14 protein-coding genes are annotated in these 22,576 nt (G+C 34.7%); 10 read left to right on the top strand and 4 right to left on the bottom strand.

The window, feature by feature from the left end; genetic code table 11:
- Window positions 1–19: 19 nt before the first annotated feature.
- Genes G9C87_RS19295 through G9C87_RS19280 form a run of 4 tightly spaced genes read right to left on the bottom strand, consistent with a single transcriptional unit; the run spans window position 20 to window position 3,745 of the window.
- A complete protein-coding gene (locus tag G9C87_RS19295) occupies window positions 20–1,078 on the bottom strand; it encodes a DUF3810 domain-containing protein (protein WP_172284216.1) in 1,059 nt (352 codons plus the stop codon).
- Window positions 1,068–2,513: an MFS transporter gene (locus G9C87_RS19290; protein ID WP_172284214.1), complete on the bottom strand. Its 1,446-nt coding sequence runs from the start codon at window positions 2,511–2,513 to the stop codon at window positions 1,068–1,070. The genes G9C87_RS19295 and G9C87_RS19290 overlap by 11 nt, the downstream gene beginning before the upstream one ends.
- Window positions 2,514–2,554: 41 nt before the next feature.
- Entirely contained in the window at window positions 2,555–3,283 is a 729-nt protein-coding gene (locus G9C87_RS19285; protein ID WP_172284212.1) for a lysophospholipid acyltransferase family protein, read from the bottom strand.
- Between the two features lie 3 nt (window positions 3,284–3,286).
- On the bottom strand, window positions 3,287–3,745 hold the full coding sequence (locus tag G9C87_RS19280; RefSeq protein ID WP_172284210.1) for a GtrA family protein: 459 nt from the start codon (window positions 3,743–3,745) through the stop codon (window positions 3,287–3,289).
- 229 nt (window positions 3,746–3,974) lie between these two features.
- Between G9C87_RS19280 and G9C87_RS19275 the strand changes: the two genes are divergently transcribed.
- The 10 genes from G9C87_RS19275 (at window position 3,975) to G9C87_RS19230 (ending at window position 21,711) form a co-directional block, all read left to right on the top strand.
- Window positions 3,975–4,238 carry a hypothetical protein gene (locus G9C87_RS19275; protein ID WP_172284208.1) on the top strand — a complete coding sequence of 88 codons (264 nt, stop codon included), beginning with the start codon at window positions 3,975–3,977 and terminating at the stop codon, window positions 4,236–4,238.
- Window positions 4,239–4,323: 85 nt separating this feature from the next.
- A complete protein-coding gene (locus G9C87_RS19270) occupies window positions 4,324–5,175 on the top strand; it encodes a BadF/BadG/BcrA/BcrD ATPase family protein (protein WP_172284206.1) in 852 nt (283 codons plus the stop codon).
- Between the two features lie 13 nt (window positions 5,176–5,188).
- Window positions 5,189–7,477, top strand: coding sequence for an NADP-dependent malic enzyme (locus G9C87_RS19265; RefSeq protein WP_172284204.1), 2,289 nt, complete (start codon window positions 5,189–5,191; stop codon window positions 7,475–7,477).
- A 174-nt stretch (window positions 7,478–7,651) separates the two neighbouring features.
- Complete coding sequence (ruvA, locus tag G9C87_RS19260; protein WP_172284202.1) at window positions 7,652–8,236, top strand: Holliday junction branch migration protein RuvA; 585 nt, start codon at window positions 7,652–7,654, stop codon at window positions 8,234–8,236.
- A 57-nt stretch (window positions 8,237–8,293) separates the two neighbouring features.
- Complete coding sequence (sprA, locus tag G9C87_RS19255) at window positions 8,294–15,319, top strand: cell surface protein SprA (RefSeq protein ID WP_172284200.1); 7,026 nt, start codon at window positions 8,294–8,296, stop codon at window positions 15,317–15,319.
- A 116-nt stretch (window positions 15,320–15,435) separates the two neighbouring features.
- Window positions 15,436–16,227: a hypothetical protein gene (locus G9C87_RS20820; RefSeq protein WP_228457056.1), complete on the top strand. Its 792-nt coding sequence runs from the start codon at window positions 15,436–15,438 to the stop codon at window positions 16,225–16,227.
- 201 nt (window positions 16,228–16,428) lie between these two features.
- A complete protein-coding gene (locus G9C87_RS19245) occupies window positions 16,429–17,217 on the top strand; it encodes a hypothetical protein (RefSeq protein ID WP_172284198.1) in 789 nt (262 codons plus the stop codon).
- A gap of 3 nt (window positions 17,218–17,220) precedes the next feature.
- Entirely contained in the window at window positions 17,221–20,847 is a 3,627-nt protein-coding gene (locus tag G9C87_RS19240; protein WP_172284196.1) for a T9SS type A sorting domain-containing protein, read from the top strand.
- Window positions 20,848–20,981: 134 nt separating this feature from the next.
- Complete coding sequence (gcvH, locus tag G9C87_RS19235; RefSeq protein ID WP_172284194.1) at window positions 20,982–21,359, top strand: glycine cleavage system protein GcvH; 378 nt, start codon at window positions 20,982–20,984, stop codon at window positions 21,357–21,359.
- 25 nt (window positions 21,360–21,384) lie between these two features.
- Window positions 21,385–21,711, top strand: a complete 327-nt coding sequence (locus G9C87_RS19230) for a VanZ family protein (protein ID WP_172284192.1) — start codon at window positions 21,385–21,387, stop codon at window positions 21,709–21,711.
- Window positions 21,712–22,576 lie beyond the last annotated feature (865 nt).

Raw genomic sequence — 22,576 nt, 5'->3', positions numbered from 1 at the left:
CGCCTGATACGATTCTTTTTTATTGTTCATAATTCAACAGTAAATCAATGAAATAGGAATAGGTTACGGAGCCTTCCTGTTGATTGCTTTGTAAAAATAAATTATTCGTAAAACCAAAGAAGTCATCAAGCCATCCCTGATGTTTTAAAATAAAGCTCTTTTCATATAAGCGATCCCTTTTCATCCCAGAAGAATAATTTTTTATTACTGCTTTTGCAAACGCAGGGTCTTCCTCTGCAATAAACCTTAAAAGACTTTTTAATGTAAAATATTCAGTGCTGTATCGCAAATCTGAATTTTTAGAGTTGATGCCCACCAGATATCCAACAAAGTTGGCTTCTTGCTCTCTTGCGAATCCTAATTGATGGGATGTTTCATGGGCTAGAGTAAATGGAATAAACGAAGAGGGAAGCTTGGAATTGTATTGTGCTTCTGCAGTAAATGGATTATAGTACCCTAGGATGCCTGTGAAATTCATTATATCCTTGAATAAACTCGGTTTGATTGAATTTACTGCCGTTACTTTTTTATCTGAAATGTACTGGGGAAGCATTAATTGCTGCGAAAGAATTTCTTTTTGAATGATTTTTAAATTACGGATCACAAAGATTCCGTTTTTATCCTCGGACACAAGTTGTCGGGTAGATTTACATTTTTCAAGATATATCAAAGCCAGCCTTCTGGCTTTTTCTATATTGGGTCTTTCCTGATTTCTTAATTTTTTAATTATCGGGGTCTGAAAATACAGCATTCCCCATGAAACTTGATAAGAAAAATAAAATAGATTAATCAGTACTAAAAATTTTAGTAAGGAACTATTTCTCTTTTTCCTATTGAAAAGCTGGAAAATAAGGTATACACAGACAATGCCCAGTAGGACGTATAAAACATCTCCAAATGAGAAAGGGATCCATGAGAATATAATCTGATGAAATACCTTTTGTAGTTCAAAAAACTTTTCAAAAACAGAAATGAATAATTGTGATTTTGAAAACGCAAAAAACAAAAAGAATTGGGCAAGTAATATACCTGCCCAAAATCTTTTTTTCTTATATGTATGTATATTTTTAGTGTCCACTACCTTTTGAAATTTTGTCAAGATCAATTCCCTGAGATCTTAAGATTCCACTTACACGGATTGCATAGAATGCCAGATAAGCAAAGCAAATTACACCCACAATATAACTGAAATGAATAGAGGTGAGGTCGGCTACATAACCTTGAATAATACTTACTATTCCCCCTCCCATAATCATCATGATCAGGTATCCGGAACCTTGGTTTGTATGCTTACCAAGACCATTGATAGCCAAAGCGAAAATACAAGGCCAGAGTGTTGAACAGAATAATCCTACGCTTGTGAAGGCATATACTGAAACCATTCCTGTAGTAAACATTCCTATTAATAAAGCGGTAATTCCTGCGCAGGAAAATATAAGAAGCATCCTGGCTGGATTTCCCTTACTCAGAATGTCACAGATGATCATTGCTATGATGATAAACGCATAAACATAAAAATGATTGAGATCGTGTTTTGCGATTGCATTTACTAGTAAAAATACACCAAAAGCTAAATAAGGAGCTAGAAATCGTAAAATCTTTTTAAATCCGGCACTCAGATCAAAAGCTTCAACAGCACCGGTCCAACGACCAATCATGAGAGAAGCCCAATATAAAGATATGTAAGGAGCAACATCTTTTGTTGCAAAACCTAAATGTTTCTCCATATAAGCAGGTAAGTTACTCGCTGTAGAAACTTCTACACCCACGTAAACAAAAATAGCGATCATTCCAAGTACCAGCTGTGGATATTGAAAAGCTGATTTTCTATGTTCTCCCGGAACAGCGTCATCTGTGTCTTCTAAATTGGTTGGAGTAACTGCTGGAAGAGAGGAGAATTTAAGCATGATTGCAACTAAAACAAAGGCCACTCCTAGTATTAAATAAGGCGTTTTTACACTTTCGATGCTCGCTTCTGTATTGGCAGCAGCAGCAGATCCGAAAATAGCAAAAGAAACAATCAGTGGTCCAATTGTAGTTCCCAGGTTATTGATTCCTCCTGCCATTGTTAACCTTTGTGATCCGGTTTCAGTAGGTCCTACCTCAATTGCCAATGGGTTGGCTACGATTTGTTGTAAAGAAAAACCTAATCCAACAATAAACAAACCTGATATCATCAGTGGGAACGATCCCAAATTGGCTGCTGGATAAAATAATAGGGTTCCAGCGGCAGAAATAAGAAGCCCGGCAATTAATCCGTTTTTGTATCCGATCCTGTTAACCAGATCTTGCTTAATACCTTTAGAAATAACCATATAAATTAAAGAACCAACAGTATAGGCGACATAAAAACAGATCTGCACCAGCATACTTTCGGTTTGACTTAAATTAAAAGCTTTTTGGAAAACTGGGATCAAAATATCATTACTTGCTGCAACAAATCCCCAGAAAAAAAATACAGTGACTAATGGGATAAACTGTCCCCAATTAGTTTGTTTAGAATAATTCGACATGTTTGTTAAAGATTTCTTAATAACAAATATAATTATTTCTTTTAAATAGAGCGTTCTAGCAAGGTTTTTTTTATTTCGTTAAAAGCTTGCGTTTTCATATCCTTTTGAGATGCCGAAGGCTCCATAATATCATTGAAATAAACCTTTACTTTACCGGGGTGGCCTTTAGAATTATCGAAGGGAAACATTTCTTTCAAGCCAATAAAAGTAAAGACTGCTATCGGAGACTGATGTTTTGTAGATAAGGTAAAAGGTCCGTCTTTGAATTCGTCCAGAAGAATAGACGTGTCGTCAGGCACACCGCCTTCCGGAAAAATAACAATACTATTTCCCTCTTCCATTTTTTCAGCACATCTTCTATAAACATCTGCACGGCTTCTGGCACTACTTCGGTCTACCATAACGCAGATCCTTTTATAGATGGTGCCGAAAATAGGAATTTTCACTAACTCCTTTTTTCCTACATAACAAAGAGGGTGATGTGGAAATAGAATGCATGGAAGCATAATATCCATTATAGAGGTATGGTTGGAAATAACTACATATTGTTTTTTTCTGTCAATCTTTTTATCCGTAAGATTAATCAGCTCATAGCGAAGCCCCATACCATAAAACATTCCGTAACACCAAAAGCGGATAAACTGATAGGCATATCTGTAGTGTTTTTTGCTAAAGGATAAAATATAAACAGGTATTCCAAAAATGATCGTTAAAAAAAAGGCTAATATCAGAAGCCAGAATCTCCACAAATAATTTAAAATCTTTACCACAAACTAACCATTAAAAATTACTTTCTTCTTGACAGAATAATTAAGAATTGAAACCAATAAAATCGCAGCGATCTTACTCAGAATTTCTGGACTCAAGGTATAAAAAATTAAATTGATATTATCTTTAAATACAAAGCTGTAAAATATTTGAAAGAAACTAAGGCTGAGTAGTGTTGAAATAAAAGAGATAATCATAAAATAGGCAAATTCTTTTCTTTTTGAATGTTTTCCTCTTTCAAAAACAAACCAGATGCTTAAAAAATAATTGCTGATAATTCCGCAGCAGGTAGAAAAAATATTACTCAATGGATAATGGATTCCATGAAAATTTGTTTCCGAATGCAAAAATTGAGGAAGATATGTGCTGAAGATCTTAAAACTTCCTATCTCCATAACAGCACTGAGTCCTCCTGCTATTATGAAGAACAATATTTGTTTCTGACGTAGTATTAATTCTCTCATCGAATTTATCTGATGTGCAAATTTATAACTATATGTTAAACAGTAAAAAAAGATGTTAAATATTTTTTTTAAATCAAAAATAGTTCTAAATTTAATTTCAGAAGTAAATAAAAAGTACCTGATAATAAATTCATTTTCAGCCAGTTGTGTTGATGGTTTTTTCTATCTTGTAATGCCCGATTGAAAGCATTCTCCACAAATTTATAACCCAATTTATAACAATATTTGTATGAAAAGTCAAAACAAATACAGAAAATTCCAGCTCCAACAGAAAAATATTGAAGCTCTTGAGAAGGAAAATTCCCGTTTCAGGAGAGTATATTCTGAATATGAAAATATGTCTGATGAGCTTTGGAATCTTGAAAACTCCAAGGGTGAACAGGTGCCAGATGATTTTATCAATGCGATGATGTTACAGGCTTCTTATCTGGAAGATGAAATTCAGGACTGGCTGATACAGTTCAATGAAAAAAAAGATGATATAAAACATTAGTTATACCAGTCACGTTGTGGCTTCTTTGTGAAGCTATTTAGAGATAAAATTCATAATTTAGCATCCTTAAACTAAAATGTAATATATGGTTGCTATTGTTGATGGCGGTTCTACCAAATGTGATTGGGTAATTTTAGATGACTTTAAAAAGGTCTTTATGAAGACGGAGACTATTGGTTTTAATCCCAATAATATTGCCGCAGAACTTATTGTACCCGAAATTGAAAAAAACATCAACCTTAGTGCTGTTAAAAACTCAATAACAAAGGTTTTTTTCTATGGTTCAGGATGTGGTATCCCTGAAAACTGTGCGACTATCGAAAGAGAATTGGGTAAATTTTTTACTAAAGCTGATGTTTTAGCAAAAGAAGATCTGATGGCTGCTGCGTATGCCGCTTATACTGGGAAGCCTGCTATTGTTTGCATTCTGGGAACGGGATCCAATTCTTGTTATTTTGACGGGGAAAATCTAAAAATAAAGTTACCTTCTCTGGGATTTCTTATTGGTGATGAAGGTAGTGGAAGTGCAATTGGTAAACAATTGGTACGTCGCTTTTTCATGCAGAAACTTCCTCAGGACCTACATGTAGAATTTGAGGAAATCTATCAGTTAACAATTGAGGAGGCATTAAAGAATATGTACCATACCTCAAGGCCAAATGCTTATTTGGCTAATTTCAATAAATTCGTTGTAGAACGGAAGGATCACCCATACTTTCAAAAAATGGTTTTCGAGGAGATGAGAAATTTCTTTGAATACCAGGTTCTTCCTTATGAAGAATCAAAGGATGCCGAAATTAACTTTATCGGATCTATTGCTTATTATTATGAAGATATTCTTCGCTCTGCAGCTGCAGAACTTAATTTAAACATTGGTAATATTGTACAAAAACCGATTGAAAGTTTAGTAAATTACCATATTAAATATATACTATAAAAAAATACACTCTATGTCAAATAAAATCCATCGCGACGAAAAGAACTTTAATCAAGCCGCATTAGATTACCACAAAGCTGAACCCAAAGGGAAGATCGAGGTGATCCCTTCCAAACCCCACTCTTCTCAAAGAGATTTGTCTTTGGCATATTCTCCCGGAGTGGCTGTTCCTTGTATGGAGATTCACGAAAAGCCGGAGACTGTTTATGATTATACCGGAAAAGGTAATCTTGTAGCTGTAATTTCTAATGGTACAGCTGTTTTAGGATTAGGTGACATTGGACCGGAAGCATCGAAGCCTGTAATGGAAGGAAAAGGGCTGTTATTTAAAATTTTTGCTGATATCAATGTTTTTGATATTGAGATCAATGAGAAAGATCCTGATAAATTTATTCAGATTGTAAAAGGGATTGCTCCAACTTTTGGAGGAATTAACCTTGAAGATATAAAAGCTCCTGAAGCATTCTATATTGAACAGAGATTAAAGGAGGAATTGGATATTCCGTTGATGCATGATGACCAACATGGGACGGCTATTATCTCTGCTGCTGCACTGATTAATTCTTTACAGATTGCCAATAAAAATATTGAGGACGTAAAAATGGTGGTAAATGGTGCCGGTGCTGCGGCTATTGCTTGCACTAAACTGTATATTTCATTAGGCCTCAGGAAAGAAAATGTTTTAATGTGCGACAGTAAGGGAGTTATCAATCATAAGAGAGAAAACCTGACTCCTGAAAAACTAGATTTTATCGCTCAGACTGATATTGAGAGTCTGGAAGATGCTGTAAAAGGATCTGATGTCTTTGTCGGGTTATCTAAAGGAAATGTAATGACCCCGGAAATGCTCAACAGTATGAATGAAAATCCTATTGTTTTTGCATTGGCAAATCCTGATCCTGAGATTGCTTATGACATTGCTATTGAAACACGTAAGGATGTAATTATGGCAACCGGTAGAAGTGATTTTCCTAATCAGGTTAATAACGTACTTGGTTTTCCTTACATCTTCCGTGGTGCACTTGATGTACAGGCGAAAGGAATTAATGAAGAAATGAAGCTTGCAGCTGTTCATGCAATTGCAGATTTGGCAAAAGAACCAGTTCCTGAAGCTGTTATTTTGGCTTATAATCTTCAAAACCTTCAGTTCGGTAGAGAGTATTTTATTCCAAAACCATTTGATAACAGGTTAATTACCAGGGTTTCCAGTGCTGTGGCAAAAGCAGCTATTGAAAGTGGAGTTGCTGGTAGAGTTATTTCTGATTTTGAAGAGTATGAACATCAGCTTCTTGATAGAATGGGAAGAGATGAAAAATTGGTAAGGATGATGCAAAGCCGTGCGAAATCCAATCCAAAAAGGGTGACCTTAGGAAATGCAGAAGAATACAACGTATTGAAGGCGGCTCAGATTCTTTATGAAGAAGGAATTGCTTATCCAAGTTTGTTGGGCGAAAAGAAATACATCAAGGAGCAAATGGAACGTTACGGAATTAATCTGGATGTACCGATTATTGATCCGAATGATGATGATCAGGAAGAAAACAGGAAAAAATATAGAGAAACGCTTTGGAAACTTCGTCAAAGAAAAGGAATGAATGAATACAAGGCTAAAAGGTTTGTGCGTCAAAGGGATTACTTTGGTCCTTTAATGTTGAAGCATGGCGATACAGATGCGCTGATTGTAGGTTTTTCTAAAAATTATGCATCCGTTTTACGTCCTGTTTTAGAGATTATTGAAAAAGAAAAAGGAGTAGATAAAGTGGCAGCAATGATGATGATCCTTTCTGAAAAGAAACCGATTTTCTTTGCTGATACATCTATTAATAATAATCCTACTTCGGAAGATCTTGTAAATATTGCAAGAATGGCGGAGATTACTATTAAATCTTTTGCTATTGAACCAAGAATTGCAATGCTTGGATTCGAGAATTTTGCTGCGATCTCTGAAACTTCTAAAAAAGTTGCAAAAGCAGTAAGTATTTTACATGAAAAGTATCCTAAAATGATTGTAGATGGTGAAATTCAACCTGATTTTGCTATGAATGCGGATCACCTTAGTGATTATCCATTTTCAAAATTAGGAGAAACTCCGGCAAATACATTTATATTCCCTAATCTTGAAAGTGCTAATTTATCTTATAAAATTATCAGAGGGATGAAAGTTGCCCAAGTGATTGGACCTATTCTTATGGGATTAAAACAACCTGTGCATGTTTTACAAATGCGTTCAAGTGTAGATGAAATTGTAAATCTTGCAACAGTGGCGGTTCTTGATGCCCAGAGAAGAGAAGCTAAAAAATAGTTTCTTTAAAAAATTCTTCGATTAAATATTTAAAAACTCCAAATTTTGGAGTTTTTTGTTTTTCAACCAAATGGTTGAGTATCACCTCAAAAATTAAGTTAAAAATCATTCGTGCGTGAAATGAAAACATTAATTAGTTTAAATTACTATATTTGGGAGTTTTAAAAATTAATAATGATATTTTCTTTACAAGGCATTGTTCAAGAACTTACGCCAACTTATGCTGTAATCAACGTTAATGGAGTTGGTTATTATACAGGTATTAGTTTAATGACCTCGCAAACTCTTACTCTTAATAAAGAGACTTTTTTATTCATCCAGCAAATCATTCGTGAAGATGCTCATTTGTTGTTTGGCTTTAACAGTCGTTTAGAAAAAGAGATGTTTAATTTGTTAATAAGTGTTAATGGTGTAGGAGCGGTTTCAGCACTTATTTTACTATCTACTTTAAGCCTTGATGAGATTGCCACAGCTATACTTTCGAGAAACAGTGCCCTCATTCAAAAAGCCAAGGGTATTGGCGCTAAAACAGCAGAAAGAATCATTGTGGATTTGAAAGATAAAGTCCAAAAATTCAATGGTCTCGAGGAAAATATTTCTACACAGGTGAATAATAAAATCAAGGAAGAATCGTTATCTGCATTAGAAGTTTTAGGAATTCCTAAACGCATGAGCGAAAAAATCGCCGACCGCATGATGAAACAAAATCCAAGCATTTCGGTAGAAGAATTGGTAAAACAAATTTTAAAAAACCTTTAACATTTGGTGGCAAATAATAAGTATCTCAATATATTTTTGTTCCTGTCGTTCTTATGTATGTCAGTAACTACCTTTGCACAGGTAAGACGTGACACTGCAATTATAAAGAAGGACTATGAACTGGCTGATCCTACTCAATTTGAAGCCTTTTACGATATAAAAACCGGAATGTATTATGTATATCCGAAAATAGGAAATACAGTAACCGGACCGCCGACTGCAATGTCGCCTCAGGAATATAAGGAATTCATGATGGCAAGCCAGACCAAGGCTTATTACAAAGATAAATCGGATAAGTATAATCTACTCTTCAGAAAAGATAAAAGCGATGCACAGAGAAGAGGATTAATTCCGGCATTAACTATCCGAAATAAACTTTTTGAAACAATTTTCGGAAGCAATAAAATAGAAATTATCCCTACAGGATTTGCTTCCTTTGACTTTGCAGGATTGTATCAAAAGATTGATAACCCTTTAATCTTACCGCAAAACAGAACCAGTTTTACCTTTGATATCAATCAGAGAATTCAGCTCGGTTTACTGGGTAAAGTAGGAGAAAATTTGCAGCTCAAGGCCAACTATGATACTCAAAGTGGTTTTGCATTTGAAAACAGGATGAATTTAGTCTGGCAGTCTAAAGGAAGCTGGAAAGACCTGCAGACTAAAGGGCTTGGAGATGTGAATTCACCCGGAGCAGGTTCAGAAGACAGGATCATTAAAAGGGTGGAATTTGGTAATGTAAATATGCCGCTTTCTACGAGTTTAATCAGGGGTTCCCAATCGTTATTCGGGGTGAAGACTGAGTTTCAATTAGGGAAAACTTTTGGAACAGTAGTCTTATCTCAACAGCAGGGAGAAGCAAGAAATATAGTTGTACAGGGTGGAGGTGCTGTAAACACCTTTAAAATAGACGCAATTGATTATGAAGATAATCAGCACTTCTTTTTAAGTCATTACTTCCTGGATAATTATGATAATGCCTTGGCTAATTATCCGCAGATCAACTCCAGAGTTAATATTACAAGGCTTGAAGTATATGTTTTAGATCAGGGCAACAGTAATCTGGCGGCTCAAAAGAGCATTGTTGGTATCAGGGACCTGGGAGATATGGGTGGATCACTACCAGACAACCCTAATAATAATCTTTACCAGACAGTTTCCACCACAATGGGACCTATACCACGTGATGCAGGTGTAAACTATGCAGACCTGATACAGGGACAATCACTGCCTGTTGCAACCGGAGGTACAGAGACTTATAATAATAATGTTCATTATATTTTTAATAAAAAAGCGAGAAGGCTAAATGCCAGTGAATATACATTACAGCCACAGCTAGGATATATCTCGCTAAATCAAAAATTGAATGATAATCAGATTTTAGCGGTATCTTATTCATATACGGATGGAACAAATAAAGTATATAAAGTTGGGGAATTTTCTGAAGAAAGTCCTGTACTGATTACAAAAGTCCTGAGATCAACGAAAATTGATGTTTCGTCTCCGATGTGGCCTCTGATGATGAAGAATATTTATGCTTTAGACGCAGGACAGATAAGCCAGGATGGATTTATATTGAATGTTCTTTATAGAGATGCCCAGACAGGAGGTAAGGTTAATTATCTTCCTAACACAAGTGTTAAAGACACTAATTTATTGAAACTCTTAAACTGGGACCGTTTGAATATGAACGGCGATATACAAAATAATAGTGGTGGAGGAACAGGTGACGGCCTTTTTGATTTTGTCAATGGAATAACCATAAGGCCGGAAACAGGAAAGATCATCTTTACGAAAACACAGCCGTTCGGAAGCTATATGAGCAATGTACTTGGAAGTAGTGATCCTACCTATGTGCAAACAGATATTTATAACCAGCAAAAACAATTTGCAACCTATGTTCCTAAACGGTACACTTTAGAGGGACGTTACAAAGGAACTACAGGACAGGGGATTTCTTTGGGAGCGGTCAATGTGCCACAAGGTTCCGTAAAAGTTTCTGCGAATGGAGTACAGTTAACCGAAGGGATTGATTATACCGTAGATTATATGCTGGGAACGGTTACAATTATCAATGAGAATGTAAAACAATCTGGTCAGGCAATTAACATCTCACTGGAAAACCAGTTAACTTTTAATACACAGAGAAAAAGATTTTTAGGATTAAATTTAGAAAGAAGATTTAATGAGAATTTTATCTTAGGAGCAACTGTTGTCAATTATTCTGAGTCTCCGCTCACTCAAAAGGTAAATTATGGACAGGAGGCAGTAAATAACACTATGGCCGGCATCAATTTGATGTACAACAATCAGGTTCCATTCCTGACAAGATTGACCAATAAAATTCCGATGGTGAAGACTGAAGCTCCATCTAATCTAAACTTTAAAATGGAAGGTGCTTATTTGCTTCCTGGATTGAATAAAGGAACAAATGATCAGTCTTATATTGATGATTTTGAGCAAACAACATCCAAAATATCATTAAAAGAACCAGCTGCCTGGAGTTTAGCCTCAAAACCGGAAAAATCAGGAGGAGTATTTCAGGGAGCAGGGGCAGGTAATGACATTACTAATGGATATGGAAGAGGACTCTTATCCTGGTATACAATTGATCCGAGATTTTGGGGAATTGGAGGAAGGGCTCCCGCAGGAATTACACCTCAGTCCGTATCTAATCATGCTTCTAGACGAGTACAATACTCAGAGATCTACAATAACAGGGATTTTGTTGCTGGTGAACAGACCTTTTTAAATACTATGGATATCTCTTATTATCCAGCAGAAAAAGGGCCTTATAATGTAAATCCTAATAATGAAACTACTCAGCAAAGATGGTCGGGGATGATGAGACCTATCAGTGTATCCAATTTTGTAAACTCCAATATCGAATATGTAGAATTCTGGATGATGGATCCGTATGCTGACGGAAACACCCTGGGTGTGGATCCGAAGTTACTACTTCATTTAGGTAATGTGTCTGAAGATATTTTAAAGGATGGGTATATGCAATATGAAAATGGATTACCAACACCATCCACACCTTCTGTAACAACAAGCTCAAACTGGGGAATTCAGCCAAAGCAACCTCCTATCCTTTATGCCTTTTCAAGTGAAGGACAAGAGAGAACAGCGCAGGATGCCGGATATGATGGTTTGACTTCGGATCAGGAAGCCATGAGGTTCGGAAACACATTCACCAATCCAGTGACGAACCTTGCTGACCCTGCAGTAGATGATTTTGTGTTTTATCTATCAGCAAAATTTACAGGAACGCAGGCTTCATCTTTGGTTCAGAGATACAAATATTTCAGAGGACCAGAAGGAAACTCACAAAGCAATTCACTCGAGGTAGCATCTCAGACTCCTGATGCTGAAGATATTAATAAAGATTACAATCTTGATCAAAGTGAAAACTATAACGAATACCAGATTAAACTGGACCAGCAAAGTTTAGTTTTAGGACAAAATAATATTGTTGATATGAAAACTGTTCAGGCACAGTTTCAAAATGGACAGACCGCTCCGGTGAAATGGTACTTATTCAGGATTCCTGTTTCTTCATATGTAATGGATGCTGGGGATCATGATCCGGGAGTTTTAAATAATGTACGATTTGCAAGAATGTTATTGACCGGATTTGATAAGACTTCCACACTGAGATTTGGAACCTTTGATTTAGTAAGATCAGACTGGAGAAAATATCCTAAAAACACAGCTATTACAGGGGCAAATGGGACGGCAGATCCTGCAACAAATGAAGGTACTATAAATGTTTCTGAGACTGAGTTGGCAAAATTTGAAATAGGAAGTGTAAATATTGAAGAAAATGCACTTAATCAACCTCCGTATGTTTTACCTCCGGGAATTGATCGGCAAATATTAAGTGGAAATGCCGGTGTGCAGAGACAGAATGAAAGTTCTTTGTATCTAAAAGTAAAAGAACTTCCACAAAGTGAGTCAAGAGGGGTATTTAAGAATACGACCTTAGACATGAGGAGGTATAAGAAATTGAAACTCTTTGTACATGCTGAAGATCCTGGTAAAAGGGATCCTAATATTGGATTTATGGATCCGAAAACTAAATTTTTTATTCGTTTTGGAAGTGACGCTGCGGACAACTATTACGAATACGAGGCATCTATGAAGCTAACACCAAGTACTGCTACTACTCCAATGGAGATATGGCCTATGGAAAATGATGTTGATTTGGAAATTCAGAATTTTGTGGATGCCAAGATCAGAAGAGATAAAAGTTCACCGAACGATATTTCCAAAAGAATTCTAGATCCTGTATTTGGTCAGGCTGATAAATTGAAGAATATCTACATTAAGGGACGACCAAGTTTAGGAAATATTACAACTATTGTTATTGGGATAAGGAATGCAGATGCTGTGCGGGGTACAACTTTTGACAGAGTACTGTGGGTAAATGAAATCCGACTTTCTGAAATAGACAATCAGGGAGGATATGCAGGAAATGCAAGTTTAAATTTTAACCTTGGAGATTTTGCGGTTGTTAATACAAGTGCATCTTATACATCTGTCGGATTTGGGAATATAGATTCTAAACCGGCAGAAAGAAATCAGTCTACACAATCAGCATTCAGTATTAATACGGCGGTAAACTTAGATAAATTTCTACCAGAAAAGACCGGGGTTAAAATTCCAGTTAATTACTCTTATTCTCAAACAATTGAAGATCCAAAGTATAACCCTTTAGATACAGACGTTGAGTTTAAAAAGGCGCCAAATAGAGAGCAATTGAAAAAAGTGGCAAGAACGTATACCCAACAGAGAAGTTTAGGAGTTGTCAATATGCATAAAGAACGTGTAAATCCTAATAAGAAGCCTAAATTCTATGATGTGGAAAACATATCAGTTACGGCTGTTTATAATGATGATTTCTTCAGGGATATTTATACAAAGAAAAACTACAGGCAGTACCTCAGAGGTTATATAGATTATAATTATACTTTTAAACCTTGGGTTATTAAGCCGTTCAATAAAATGATAAGTGATACGGCTAAGTCTACTAAATATCTGAGATGGATCAAAGAATTTAATTTAAATCCTATACCTACAAGATTCTCTTTCAGAACCGAAATTGACAGGAATTATAATGAACTTGAATTCAGAAGTGTAGATGCTATAATCAATGGTAACTTCAATGATGAGTCTCAGGCGATAAGAAACAGGAACTTTTATTTTGGATGGCAATATGGTTTAGGGTTTAATTTTACCAAGTCCTTAAAACTGGAAATCAACTCTGCAACAAGAACATTGAACGATAATGTAGATGTAAACACAATGGATAATTCTTCCATTTTTGGAAATGTATTCAGATCGGGAAGACCCGTCTTGTATAACCACAGGGTACAATTGAATTACAAACTTCCGTTCCAATATTTACCATATCTTGATTTTATTGATGCAGAGTTGGGCTATGGATTTACTTATAACTGGAATGCCAGATCTACAGCTTTATTGTACAATCCACAAGGAAGTTTAGGATCTATTGGTCAAAATACAAATGTTATTCAGGCTACTGCGACAGCTGATTTTCCAAAATTCTTCGGACAGTTCAAATATTTCAAAAATATAGCGACCAAGCTTTCAAAACGTAAACAGGAAATTGACTCACTAAATAATGTATACACACAGCAGTGGGAAAAGAAAAGATATAAGTTTAAAAACTATAAATTTAAAAACAAGCTGACTGTTTTACAGAGTGCAGCCTTTATGCTTACATCGTTCAAACAGCTAGATGTGAATTATTCAGAAAATAACGGAACGGTGTTGCCAGGTTTACTTTCCGCGCCAAATTGGTATGGATATGGACAGACATTGGGTGGACCTACTATTGGCTTTTTATTGGGCTCACAGGCTGATATCCGAAGAACAGTTTTGGAAAATGGCTGGATTAGTGATTCTGAATATATGACAGACCCTTATGTAAGAATGTCAACCAGAGAACTAAGGGCTAACTTGCAGGTTGTACCAATGAATGACCTGAGGGTAGATGTAAGTGTATTACATAATTATAATAGGAATTTTTCTCAATCAGGGTTCAATAATAGACTGAATCTGGGTAGGACTAATCATGATTATACTTTTGCAAATGATCTGATTACCTATTCTAATTCAGTAATACTTTTAAAAACTTCTTTCAAAGATGGTGCAGCGGTATATCAATCGATCAGACAGAATGCCAGAGCCATTTCTCAGCAAATAGGGGATATCTCTACGATAGGAAACGATGGATTTACTAAAGGATATGGTATTGCAAACGCGTATGTTTTAATTCCCGCATTCAGAGCAGCTGTTGAAGGAAAATCACCTAAAGGAATTGGCGACGCCAAAAAAGCGGGCTTGCCTATACCCAATTGGAAAGTTACTTATTCTGGTTTAAGAAATGTACCAATCATCAATGGGCAATTCTCTAAGTTTGATATTTTACATAGTTATAATGCTACCTATACTGCGACAGGAATACAGTCAAGTATTGATTATTTCAATGCAATTTCAACAGGTGGTAGTCTATTAGATGTCAATAATAACTATATCAATCCATTTACTTTCTCTCAGGTAGGATATGTTGAGTCGTTCTCTCCACTGATCGGGGTTGACGTAACGATGAGAAACAACATGCAGTTCGGTATCCAATATAATAGGAATAGAATGCTATTATTAGGATTGGTAAACCAAACCCTTACGGAAGATGCCAATACAGAATATGTCGTTCGATTGGGGTATATTATTCGTAATTTCCGATTGGGAGTAAATGATACCAGAAAGAGAGGTAAAGGAAAGGGAAGTGATCTTAATATTAGGGGAGACTTCTCATTAAGAGATAGTAGAACCAGTATTACAAATATCCTATTGGATGATTCACAGGTTACTGGAGGACAGAGATTGATGAACATAAAGCTATCTGCGGATTACAACGTTTCTGAGAACTTAAATCTAAGAGTTTTCTACGAGCAGATGACTTCTAAATATAAAATCTCTACAGCGTTTCCGCTATCTACAGTTAGAGCAGGATTGTCTGCGACATTTACATTTGGGGACTCCGGAGGCTTTTAGATAATACCAACAGATATAATTAGCTAATCCCTTTCTGAATAAGAAAGGGATTTTGTTTTATTTGAAACAATAGGTATGTGATCGTAAATTGTTATTTTTGTCAAAAAATTAAAAAAATGATGAGAAATTTTTTAGTAGTAGGTATTGTTGCTATGTTGACAAATATACTACATGCACAAACGGATAATGTGTTTTTTACGAACCTTTATGCCAAAAGTACACAGGCAACCCCAGCAGAACAGACAAATTATAGAATTTCAAATACTCTAACTTCATCAGGCTGGGTTTTAGATACAAATTGGTGGGGAGGGATTAGCTTTAAGACACAGGGGGTTATAAAACTAAAATCATTATGGGGAACTTTATATTTGTCAGAAGGAGGTAATTTTGGGATCAATAATGAAAGCCCAACTGAGGTTTTAGATGTTTCAGGAAATTTTAAGGCTACAGGTGATATCATTAGTGCAGGTTCCAATTCATGGGTGTTTCATAGCCCTGATGATGGTAGGAAAACACTTCATATAGCACCGAAAGTGAATTCTAATTACGACTGGGGAAAAGCGTTTGTAATTAACGGCGAAAATGGAAACGCTTTTATTCAAGGAAAATTGGAAGCAAAGGAAGTAAAAGTAACCCTAACTCCAACTGCTGATTTCGTTTTTGATGAAAAATATAATTTACCTAGATTAGAAGATGTTGAAAAACACATCAAAGAAAGAAAGCATCTTCCTGACATTGCTTCTGCGGAAAAAATGACAAAAGAAGGAGTAAATATTGGTGAGTTTCAAATTAAACTTCTTCAAAAAATTGAAGAACTTACTTTATATTCTATCGAACAGAACAAGCAGCTTAAAAAACAGGCTGAAGAAATCGAAGAGCTCAAAAAACAATTTAAAAAGAAGAAATAATATACTCAGAAAATATTGTTTGCTTTTCTGAAAATATAGATATTAATTTTCATTGTTTATAAAGTTAATATCTTCCGTAATAAATTTATTATAAGGGAAATAAAATCTCTTTCTGTTAACAGAAAGAGATTTTTATTTTTAATTCACAAGTGTTAGATTTTTTAGTGTTGAATTATTATTTTTGCACAAATTATTACAAGGATGAAAAAGAATTTAATTTTTATGAGTGTTTTAGCCATGAGCTATATCTCAGCACAGATTTACACACCAACAGGAAGTGTGAATACTACAACGAATTCATCAACAGGAAATATTGGTGTAGGGACTAGTACACCAAAAAGAAAACTCCATATCGTGAATGGAGATGTATATGTTGATGGTGCCGGTGTTTTTAATTTTGGTGATGATGCCAGATTTATAGTTAATAAAACAGATTTACCCTTTATGAGGAAGGCCACCTTTTCTATGGCACAATATGGGATCGCTTCTCCTGAAACTGTTGAATCTGCTGAGCTTTGGCTTTCAGGTAATGATGGGATTAGAATGTTTACAAAAGGTTATAACAAACCGAGAATGAGTATATTAAATAATGGGAGAGTAGGGATTGGATCTATAAATCCGGATTCAGAATTAACAGTTAAGGGAAAAATTCATGCAGAAGAATTGAAAGTGGATTTGAATATCCCGGCCGATTATGTTTTTGAAAAATATTACACTGGTAAATCTTACTTAAAATCTGAATATACAGTTCCTACCCTTGATGAGGTTGAAAGGTTCACAAAAGAAAATAATCATTTGCCTAGTATACCTTCCGCTAGACAAATACAGGAAAATGGATTAAATGTAGGAGAAATGACTAATTTACTGTTACAAAAAATAGAAGAGCTAACTCTTTATTTAATTGAGCAGAATAAACATTTGAAAAAGCTTGAAGAGGATAATGTGAGAATGACATCAGAAATACAATCTCTGAAGAATAAAAATAAGTAAACCATGAGAAGTAAATGCTTATTTTTTGCAGTTTTATTCTGGTCAATTTTTTTCAAAAGCCAGATTGCAGATGAGGGCTATCCTCTTTTATATCAGAAAATATTTTTTGATAGTAATTATACAACTAGTATTCAATATAGAAATAACCAGGGAGGATATATGCCGATAGGAGGATTGAAAGATGCAATACCCTATTTCGAAACTGAAGGAGCAAATAACCAAAGAATTTCAAGCGAAATTGAGGAAGCATTGCTAAAAGATGCCAATTATGCTAATCAAAATATTTATGGAAAGTCTTTTTATAAAGAGATAAACATTGTAGATGATAATAATCGAATCGAATATGACGGAAGATATTATTATTTATATAAAATAAAATCGTCTGACGCTAAAGCGATTCAGATATATTTTAAAAAATATCGTTTATCTAAAGACAGTAAATTGTTTTTTTATAATGAAGATGGCTTTATATTAGGAGAGTTCAATGATAAGAATAATCCTAACGCAACAAATAAAGGATTAGAATTTGGGATCCAGCCTATACCTGGCAATACACTTTATATAGAGCTTTCCTATCCTGTTTATAGCACAAATAAACCGACTCTTATAACAGAAAAACTAATTCACTCAATTAATGATTTTTATGGCGGGGTCTATGGCACAGCAGGCAATTGTCATAAAAATGTAGTATGCGAATTTACTGGAAATAATGACCAATCTAGGAATATTAAATCTGTAGGGATGATATTGTATCCTATATATATAAATGGCATTAAACAGAGTACTTTTTCTGCAATGTGTTCGGGAAATCTAATAAATAATACGAAGCAAGATGGAGCCCCGTATTTTTTAACTGCGGCCCATTGTATAGGAGTTTCAAATACCAATAATATTTATTGGAAAGACGAGGTTATTACTTTGTTTAACTATGAAGCTAAAACATGTACTAGTAATGGCTCTGATGCTCCATCAAATAATTCTGTTAAAGGATGTGATGTGCTAACTGAAAGCCCACAAAGTGCAAATGACTTTGCCTTGTTAAAATTAACAGCTACACCCATTGAATTAGCTAAGTATAAAATATGCTATGCGGGCTGGGATAATAATCCTAATTCATATTCAGTAAATTATACAAATGCTTATGGTATCCATCATCCTAACGGTGATACAAAAAAAATATCTTATATAGATACAGTATATCCTGTAATAAGTAATGAGCCAATACTGCAATCAGGATTATTCGGATATTACAGTGTTCCGTATCAACTAGACTTACAAGGAACATTCTTACAAAACTCATGGAGGAGTGGTATCGTGGAAAAAGGGTCTTCAGGGTCTCCCTTATTCAATAGTTATGATAGGTTAATCGGATCTTTATCAACCGGACCGAAACCAGATTATTTTAATTGTAGCAATCCAGATATTTATAGTAATAAATGGTTTACTTATTATTCAAGATTTTCAAGTAATTTTTTAAATATGTCCCCATGGCTAAATCCTAATGGTACGAATGTACAAACGATAGGCCCGTACTGTCCAAGTACTCCTCTAGTGATTGGAGCCCCCATTATTATTGACCCGGGGATACCTGTAAATCCAGGGGGGGCTTTAGAAGAGCTCTCTATTGATATCAATGGAAAGATTCTTCATCCTTCGAATACATGGGGTAAGAAGATTTATTTAAATGATAATAGACCTCCTACTATAGTCGAAAATATAAATGAACCCAATACCAATTATAGTTATGTCGACCAATCACTAATGATATCAAATCAGTTGTTTGCTGCAAGTGCAAATATTTATAATACAAGTAACCAACAGGTTATAAATAAGTTTGAATTGTGGGGTATTTACAAGATTATTGGATGTAACAAATTGAAATATATTAAGCCTGCCCCAATAGTTATGAAAAATCCTGGCACAGTAGGCCAATTAGTTGCTGTGATAGTAGATGTTGTGGCAATTACTGATAATTATGTTCATATTTTAATAAGAGAAGTGAAAAGAAGTGGAAATGGTACTAATTATATAAGTAATGAGCTCCAGACATTTAAAGTTATTAATGATGAATTGTTGTATGTAAGCTATCAACCAGTAGTAGTAGGTAATGGGAATCCGTTTGATGGATTTAACCGCTACAATGGGTTTAATAATAATCGTTTAATGCTTGAGAGAAAGCAAGGAAACCAGAGAATATTAGATTCATATTTTTTTAATGAGTCAAATAATACTTGGATGGTTTCTAATAATGTAATGACTCTTTCTTCACAGTCTTATTATGATGTGAAAATATTGGAAGATAAAGCTTTTGTAAAAGCCAGTAATGAGAACAAAATAAGTGTGTATAACTTCGCAGCCAATTCACCTAATCTTACGCTTCAGACGGCACTATCTAATATCTTTTTAGGAAATTATTCTGGCTCGTGGATTTATACCATTTCTAAAAAATCAAATAATGAATATTGGCTTATATATAATAAAAGTGGAGCATTAGCTGATTTCACATTAATGACTATAAATTTATTGAATAATTCTGTTTCTCACCCTCCTGTCTCTGACGATTTTAAGTATGTAAGTGGAGAGGTGCAATTTATTATTAGAGGAAATGAAATCATAAGGATTGCAAGGATATCAGGATTAAGTAGTCCTCCAGTGGCTGATTTTTCAACCCATCAGTATATGAGTTTTATAAATTCAAATGGATCGTGGGTAAAGAGCAAAACCAATTATTTACAATGGAAAAATGTAGCAGGATACAATAGTGATTATCTTGTAACTTTAGATGTAAAAATACAAAAGGGGGTGAGCCCTATAATTATAGACAGGACACTTAGTATAAGAGAATTTAATTACATTACTCATCCTTATACAATGTACAACGATATGACGCTTTACTCTTCTGCTTATCATAGACCAAAAAAACTAGATCATTATCTTTTTGATTTGGGGACAGCAAATGGTAAAACACTTTACAAGAATATTATAGGTGCAGATATAAACTATTTTCCTTTCAGAGGCTTTTATGATGATTATAACTATAATACACGAACATTAGATGTAAAAACGGTGATCTTGGATAATAAAACAGATCCTATTGTGGGAAATGAAAAGGTGTATGTATATGGGAAATATTCAGTTGTGATAAAACCAGGGTTTTCGGTTTCATCAGTTTCAGGAGCAGAATTTCATGCAATTCCTCAAGAACCTTTACCTGGTGATATTCCAACCTGCTCATTCACATTTGATGATATGCTTAATCCAAAAATAACAGAAACACCTAATGAATCATTATATTTGAGGCAAACTGTATTAAGAGATCAGCCGTACTATGGCGAAATTATTCTAAATGGCGGAAGTGGAAATTCCAATCATGAAAGCATTGTTTATAGAAATATTAAAGTATATCCCAATCCAACAAAAGATATTCTATACGTAGATTTCAATAGTGATGGAAAAGACTTTAATAATCTGGAAGTTTATTCCGGGGATGCTAAAAAAATTATAACAAAGAATTTATCCTCTACGGATAAGGCTGAAATTAATTTGTCACAATATCCAACTGGAATATACATTTTGAAAGTAACAGATAAAGACGGTAAGTCTTATCCTTATAAGATTATAAAAAAATAACTCAATATTTATGAGAAATCGCTCCTTTGGGAGCGATTTCTCATTTAGACTTTTAAAATTTACTTAAGATGTCTATTAAACCTTTGAACCTTATATAATTTTGAATAAATTTGTAGAATAATAAAAATCAAAAAATGAACACACCATCGGAATTAAAGTACACTAAAGATCACGAGTGGATCAAGATTGAAGGAAACGTAGCTACTATTGGTATTACAGATTTTGCTCAGGGAGAGTTGGGTGACATCGTATATGTTGATATCGATACAGTTGATGATGATCTTGATAATGGAGCTGTTTTTGGAAGTGTTGAAGCTGTAAAAACTGTTTCTGATCTATTCTTGCCTATCGCAGGAAAAGTTACGGAATTCAATTCAGAGCTGGAAGCTCAGCCGGAGTTGTTGAATACGGATCCTTATGGTGACGGATGGATCATTAAATTAGAGATCGCTGATAGTGCTGATCAGTCTGGATTACTTACTGCAGAAGAATATCAGGCTATCATTGGATAGGATTTCAAAAATATTTAGTAAGATATTGCCCATTTATTGGGCATTTCTTACTTATATGCTTCTCAAGCCCGGAGAAGAGAACCATGAATATTGGTTTATGTTCAATGGGATCGATAAAGTTTTACACGTCAGCATTTTTGCAATGCTTGGATTTTGCTTTATTGCTGCGGTTCCTAAAATTAAGTTTTCGTATTTTTTTCAGATCATCCTTATATATGCCTTCCTTACAGAGATCCTTCAGGAGGAAATGGGATTGGGAAGATCCATGGAAACTTTAGATATAGTAGCCGATGTTGTCGGATGCTTACTAGGATACTATATATATAAGATGCTTGTCAAGCGTTTTTTTTGATCATACAATTGAAATGACAGATTAAGCTGTTTTTTAATTTCTTTGGAGCAAATCCCGCTATTCACTCATACTCCTCGTTCCTTGCTTTCTTTCAGATCCCTTCCTTACTGCGGGGTAACCGTTACTATCGGGGCTAGAATGTCAGACCTTTTATAAGATATAGCATATTTGTTCAACTGTTTTTCTTGTGATAGTTGATTATAACAAGGATCATTGTTCATTAATTATAGCAACTGAAATGCATACCCTTCTTTTCATAGTATATTTATTCACTTGTTATTTTCATTGAGTTTTTGACCTTTACAGCCGGAAAATTCCATCCCAGGATTACAGTTGAAATCTTATTTCATATTGTGGATAACTATGTTTTTGTTTTAAACCATTTGATACCAACTGTTTAAGTATTTGTTTTTCCACAATGCTTAATTTAAGTATAAAATGATTTGGATTGTTTGATGAATAAGGTGTACTTTTGCCCCACTGAAAACGAGAGATAGTAGGTAGCGCAGAAGAGGGTAATTATAAACGAAGATTTAAAAAAAATAAATAATAATTTATTTTGAAAATTGAGAAAAGTTTGTATCTTTGCAGTCCCAATTAAGGGAGCGCGGAGTAAAATTGAGATAAGTGTTTGAGAGGAGTTAAGGTTACAGAAAAAAACTTTAAAATTTTCCTCAAAAACATTTGGTCAGTTCAAAAACATTAATTACTTTTGCACTCGCAAATCTAAAGCAAAAACGACAGAAAAAAAGCTTTAGAGAAAAGCGGAAGAAAAGAGATCATTGAAATACAATATAACAACCAAGTAAGGAAAAACTAAAGCGTCAAAACTTTGAGTGAGTCAGACAAACATACAATGGAGAGT

This window comes from Chryseobacterium sp. LAM-KRS1, from assembly GCF_013184525.1.
Lineage (GTDB): Bacteria > Bacteroidota > Bacteroidia > Flavobacteriales > Weeksellaceae > Chryseobacterium > Chryseobacterium proteolyticum.
Note: the sequence above shows the minus strand (reverse complement) of the source record. Positions and strands in the feature narration are given on the sequence as shown.

Coding starts and splice junctions, on each gene's coding strand:
- G9C87_RS19290 (WP_172284214.1), bottom strand. CDS start 2,513: ATGTCGAATTATTCTAAACAAACTAATTGGGGACAGTTTATCCCATTA.
- G9C87_RS19280 (WP_172284210.1), bottom strand. CDS start 3,745: ATGAGAGAATTAATACTACGTCAGAAACAAATATTGTTCTTCATAATA.
- G9C87_RS19275 (WP_172284208.1), top strand. CDS start 3,975: ATGAAAAGTCAAAACAAATACAGAAAATTCCAGCTCCAACAGAAAAAT.
- G9C87_RS19270 (WP_172284206.1), top strand. CDS start 4,324: ATGGTTGCTATTGTTGATGGCGGTTCTACCAAATGTGATTGGGTAATT.
- G9C87_RS19265 (WP_172284204.1), top strand. CDS start 5,189: ATGTCAAATAAAATCCATCGCGACGAAAAGAACTTTAATCAAGCCGCA.
- ruvA (WP_172284202.1), top strand. CDS start 7,652: ATGATATTTTCTTTACAAGGCATTGTTCAAGAACTTACGCCAACTTAT.
- sprA (WP_172284200.1), top strand. CDS start 8,294: ATGTCAGTAACTACCTTTGCACAGGTAAGACGTGACACTGCAATTATA.
- G9C87_RS20820 (WP_228457056.1), top strand. CDS start 15,436: ATGATGAGAAATTTTTTAGTAGTAGGTATTGTTGCTATGTTGACAAAT.
- G9C87_RS19245 (WP_172284198.1), top strand. CDS start 16,429: ATGAAAAAGAATTTAATTTTTATGAGTGTTTTAGCCATGAGCTATATC.
- G9C87_RS19240 (WP_172284196.1), top strand. CDS start 17,221: ATGAGAAGTAAATGCTTATTTTTTGCAGTTTTATTCTGGTCAATTTTT.
- gcvH (WP_172284194.1), top strand. CDS start 20,982: ATGAACACACCATCGGAATTAAAGTACACTAAAGATCACGAGTGGATC.